Origin of the sequence: Shigella sp. FC1967 (assembly GCF_001743005.1) — a bacterium.
In the GTDB taxonomy this organism is placed as follows: domain Bacteria; phylum Pseudomonadota; class Gammaproteobacteria; order Enterobacterales; family Enterobacteriaceae; genus Proteus.
Window position 1 is genome coordinate 1 of the sequence record NZ_MIIZ01000694.1, and the last position, 4,521, is coordinate 4,521.

Here is a 4,521-nt window from a genome sequence, read left to right on the forward strand (position 1 = left end):
CGTTCAATGGTGATGACTGAAGAACAAAAAGCATCAACCGCTTATCATGAAGCGGGTCACGCAATCATTGGCCGTTTAGTACCGGAGCATGATCCTGTGCATAAAGTGACGATTATTCCTCGTGGACGTGCATTAGGTGTGACTTTCTTCTTACCTGAAGGCGACCAAATTAGTGCAAGCCGTCAGAAATTAGAGAGCCAAATTTCAACACTTTACGGTGGCCGTTTAGCTGAAGAAATTATCTATGGTGTAGAGCATGTTTCTACGGGCGCTTCTAATGATATCAAAGTTGCAACCAATATCGCACGTAACATGGTGACACAGTGGGGCTTCTCTGAAAAATTAGGGCCATTGTTGTACGCAGATGAAGAAGGTGAAGTGTTCTTAGGTCGTTCTGTTGCTAAAGCACAACATATGTCTGATGAAACAGCTCGTACAATTGACGAAGAAATTAAAGCTATCATTGATCGTAACTATGTTCGTGCTCGTCAGATATTAATGGATAACCTTGATATTCTGCACTCAATGAAAGATGCACTGATGACTTATGAAACTATCGATGCACCTCAAATTGATGATTTAATGAATCGTCGTGATGTTCGTCCACCTGCGGGTTGGGAAGGCAATAATGGTAATAGTGGTACAACGACTACTGCCCAGCCAGCACAAACGCATGTAGCGAGTGAGCCAAAAGATAAATCTGAGTCAGAAAGTGATACGCCTTCTGATAAAAATACTCATTAATCCTTATCGGGTTATACATATTGAGTAAGCTATAAATACAAACCCCAGGCTTCTGGGGTTTTTTTATGAAGGTATCAATGAAATGAAATTAATGGTCAGAGGAACAGAATTTAACTTATCAACACCTCAAGTTATGGGGATTTTGAATGTCACTCCAGACTCTTTTTCTGATGGTGGCACTCATAATTCACTTAATGATGCCGTTGACCATGCTGCAAAATTAATTGCTGAAGGAGCTTCTATCATCGATATTGGTGGTGAATCTACCAGACCTGGCGCAAGTGATGTCTCTATTGATGAAGAGTTGCAGCGTGTTGTTCCTGTTGTTGAGGCTATTCGTCAGCGTTTTGATGTTTGGATCTCTGTTGATACATCCAAAGCTCAAGTCATTACTGAATCAGCAAATGTAGGTGCTTCAATTATCAATGATATTCGTTCGTTACAAGAGCCAGGAGCACTTGAAGCAGCGGCTAAAACGGGTCTGCCAGTGTGTATTATGCATATGCAGGGTGATCCTAAAACCATGCAACAATCGCCACATTATGAGAATGTGATGATGGATGTTGATCGTTTTTTACAAGAAAATATTCAACGTTGTGTTGATGCAGGGATCGAAAAAAATCAAATTATTCTTGATCCAGGATTCGGCTTTGGTAAAAATTTAGCGCATAATTACCAATTATTAGCACACTTAAGTGAACTTCATCACTTTGGTCTACCCATACTTGCCGGAATGTCACGCAAATCAATGGTTGGACAACTATTGAATGTGCCACCAAAAGAGCGTGTTGCTGGTAGCGTGGCATGCGCAGTCATTGCAGCAATGCAAGGCGCACAAATTATTCGTGTACACGATGTTAAAGAGACGGTTGATGCGATGAAAGTTGTACAGGCGACTCTTTCTGCAAAGGAAAATAATGAATGAGCGAACGTAAATACTTTGGAACAGATGGTATCCGTGGAAAAGTAGGTGATAGTCCAATTACACCTGATTTTGTATTAAAACTAGGTTGGGCTGCGGGCAAGGTATTAGCACGTCATGGCTCTCGCAAAATCATTATTGGTAAAGATACACGTATCTCTGGCTATATGTTGGAATCAGCATTAGAAGCGGGTTTAGCCGCAGCAGGCTTATCGGCTTCATTTACAGGGCCAATGCCAACACCTGCTGTTGCTTATTTAACGCGTACATTCCGCGCTGAAGCAGGGATTGTGATTTCAGCTTCTCATAACCCTTATTATGATAATGGGATCAAATTTTTCTCTATTGATGGTACAAAATTACCTGATGAAGTAGAAGAAGCGATCGAAGCTGAAATGGAAAAGCCAATTACCTGTGTTGAATCAGCAGAATTGGGACGTGCAAATCGTATCGTGGATGCGGCAGGTCGTTATATTGAATTTTGTAAAGGGACTTTCCCGAATGAAAACAATCTTAATGGTCTAAAAGTGGTTGTCGATTGTGCTCATGGTGCCACATACCATATTGCACCAAACGTATTTCGTGAATTAGGTGCTGAAGTGATCACTATTGGTTGTGATCCAACGGGTATCAATATCAACGAAGAGTGTGGTGCAACAGATGTTCGTATGTTGCAAAAACGCGTATTAGAAGAAGGCGCGGATGTTGGTTTAGCTTTTGACGGCGACGGCGACCGTATCATCATGGTTGACCATCAAGGTCTAAAAGTTGATGGTGACCAAATTCTCTATATTATTGCGCGAGAAGCATTACGCCAAGGTCAATTACGTGGTGGTGCAGTGGGTACTCTAATGAGCAATATGGGATTAGAAATTGCACTTAAACAACTAGGTATTCCTTTTGCAAGAGCAAAAGTAGGCGACCGTTATGTGCTTGAAAAATTACAAGAGAAAGGTTGGCGTTTAGGTGCTGAAAACTCAGGTCACATTATTTTATTAGATAAAACGACTACGGGTGACGGTATTGTTGCCGGTTTACAAGTTTTAAGTGCAATGGTGCGTAACCATATGAGTCTGCATGACCTATGTAGTGGAATGAAACTATTACCACAAATTTTAGTGAATGTTCGCTTTACGGGTAGTCACGATCCGCTACAAACATCTGAAGTTCAGAATGTCGCTAAAGCAGTTGAAGAAGAACTGGCTGGCAAAGGTCGTGTATTGCTGCGTAAATCAGGAACAGAACCTTTAATTCGTGTCATGGTTGAAGGTGAAAATGAAGAGCAAGTCACGGCGATGGCAAATCGTATTGCTGACGCGGTGAAGCACGTCGGTTAATTGATGATTTTTTCTTCAATCAATCACTTTGTAGAAAAATAACCTTGCTTGTCAGTTCAGCTTTGGTTAGTATTCACACCCGCTTAGTAAGGTCTTGAACTAAAGCGGGTGAAGCAATCGAAGGTTATCGTTAAGTCGATAAGTTCCATAGAAAAGGTAACGCAAATGTATACGGCACTCATTGTTATTCTTATCATTGTAGCAACAGGGCTAGTTGGTCTGATCCTGTTACAGCAGGGTAAAGGTGCTGATATGGGCGCTTCTTTTGGTGCAGGTGCTTCCGGTACAGTATTTGGTTCAAGCGGTTCAGCTAACTTTATGACCCGTATGACCGCTGTTTTAGCGACAGCTTTTATTGTACTTGCCCTTATTTTAGGTAATCTAAGTGCCAATAAAACTGTGCGTGAAGACAGCAAATGGATGTCTATCGAGCAGACTACAGAAGAAGCTAAAAAAGCTGAGCAGTTAGCAGCGCCTGTAGCGCCAGCAAATACAGATATTCCGCAGTAAACTAAGTAAAGATTTAAATGGGATTGTTAATTGTTACGCAGTAACAGTCTCATTAAGTGCCGAGGTGGTGAAATTGGTATACACGCTACCTTGAGGTGGTAGTGCCTATAAAACGGGCGTACGGGTTCAAGTCCCGTTCTCGGCACCATTATTCCAGATAGCTTGCGTTTTGCTTGTTATCAGCGTAAAATTTGCCACGTTTTTCGAACGCGGGGTGGAGCAGCTTGGTAGCTCGTCGGGCTCATAACCCGAAGGTCGTCGGTTCAAATCCGGCCCCCGCAACCACTTCTAACAATACAGCACTTTTCTCATTAATCATCTAGTTGAACCGATTATGATCCTGAGTGGAATGTGCCGTAAGAAGAGGTTATTCTCGAATGGCAAGTTACAGGGTCCAGTTGCATAAAGCCCCGAATTTCGGGGTTTTTTGTTATCAGAGAATAGAATACTGGGCTATAGGCCCTTTTTTTATGCCTTGGGGGTGGGTTTGTCCACATTAGAGCAAAAATTAACAGCGATGGTTTCAGCACCAGTAGAAGCATTAGGCTTTGAATTTGTCGGTCTTGAATTTATTCGTGGCCGAGAATCAACATTGCGCATCTATATTGATAGTGAAGACGGTATCACTGTTGATGATTGTGCTGATGTTAGCCACCAGGTCAGTGCTGTGCTGGATGTCGAAGATCCAATTCAAACAGTTTATAACCTTGAGATTTCTTCTCCTGGTTTAGAACGACCTTTATTCACTGCAACGCATTATGAGCAATTTATCGGCGAAGAAGCCGCTATCGTATTACGAATTGCAATGCAAAACCGCCGTAAATGGCAGGGCATTATTAAGTCTGTCGCTGGCGAAATGATCACGGTTACTGTGGATGGTAAAGACGAAGTGTTCGCACTGAGCAACATCCAGAAAGCTAACCTGGTACCCCACTTTTAAGTTTTGAAGAGGCAACTAGGATGAACAAAGAGATTCTGGCTGTTGTGGAAGCGGTCTCTAACGAAAAA

Annotated in this window: 4 protein-coding genes, 2 tRNA genes and 1 pseudogene; all 7 read left to right on the forward strand. The window is 42.2% G+C overall.

Annotated elements, in window-relative coordinates; all coding sequences use genetic code 11:
- Positions 1 to 744: pseudogene (locus BHE89_RS10055) on the forward strand (ATP-dependent zinc metalloprotease FtsH); the annotation flags it as partial.
- A gap of 82 nt (positions 745 to 826) precedes the next feature.
- A complete protein-coding gene (gene folP, locus BHE89_RS10060) occupies positions 827 to 1,669 on the forward strand; it encodes a dihydropteroate synthase (RefSeq protein ID WP_069369846.1) in 843 nt (280 codons plus the stop codon).
- Entirely contained in the window at positions 1,666 to 3,003 is a 1,338-nt protein-coding gene (gene glmM, locus BHE89_RS10065) for a phosphoglucosamine mutase (RefSeq protein WP_069369845.1), read from the forward strand. Before folP ends, glmM begins: the two co-directional genes overlap by 4 nt.
- 165 nt (positions 3,004 to 3,168) lie before the next feature.
- On the forward strand, positions 3,169 to 3,513 hold the full coding sequence (secG, locus tag BHE89_RS10070; RefSeq protein WP_036914692.1) for a preprotein translocase subunit SecG: 345 nt from the start codon (positions 3,169 to 3,171) through the stop codon (positions 3,511 to 3,513).
- Positions 3,514 to 3,571: 58 nt separating this feature from the next.
- A tRNA-Leu gene (locus tag BHE89_RS10075) sits at positions 3,572 to 3,661 on the forward strand.
- Positions 3,662 to 3,721: 60 nt separating this feature from the next.
- Positions 3,722 to 3,798, forward strand: a tRNA-Met gene (locus BHE89_RS10080).
- A gap of 202 nt (positions 3,799 to 4,000) precedes the next feature.
- A complete protein-coding gene (gene rimP / locus BHE89_RS10085; protein WP_036914691.1) occupies positions 4,001 to 4,453 on the forward strand; it encodes a ribosome maturation factor RimP in 453 nt (150 codons plus the stop codon).
- The last annotated feature ends 68 nt before the right edge of the window (positions 4,454 to 4,521 follow it).

Coding starts and splice junctions, on each gene's coding strand:
- folP (WP_069369846.1), top strand. CDS start 827: ATGAAATTAATGGTCAGAGGAACAGAATTTAACTTATCAACACCTCAA.
- secG (WP_036914692.1), top strand. CDS start 3,169: ATGTATACGGCACTCATTGTTATTCTTATCATTGTAGCAACAGGGCTA.
- glmM (WP_069369845.1), top strand. CDS start 1,666: ATGAGCGAACGTAAATACTTTGGAACAGATGGTATCCGTGGAAAAGTA.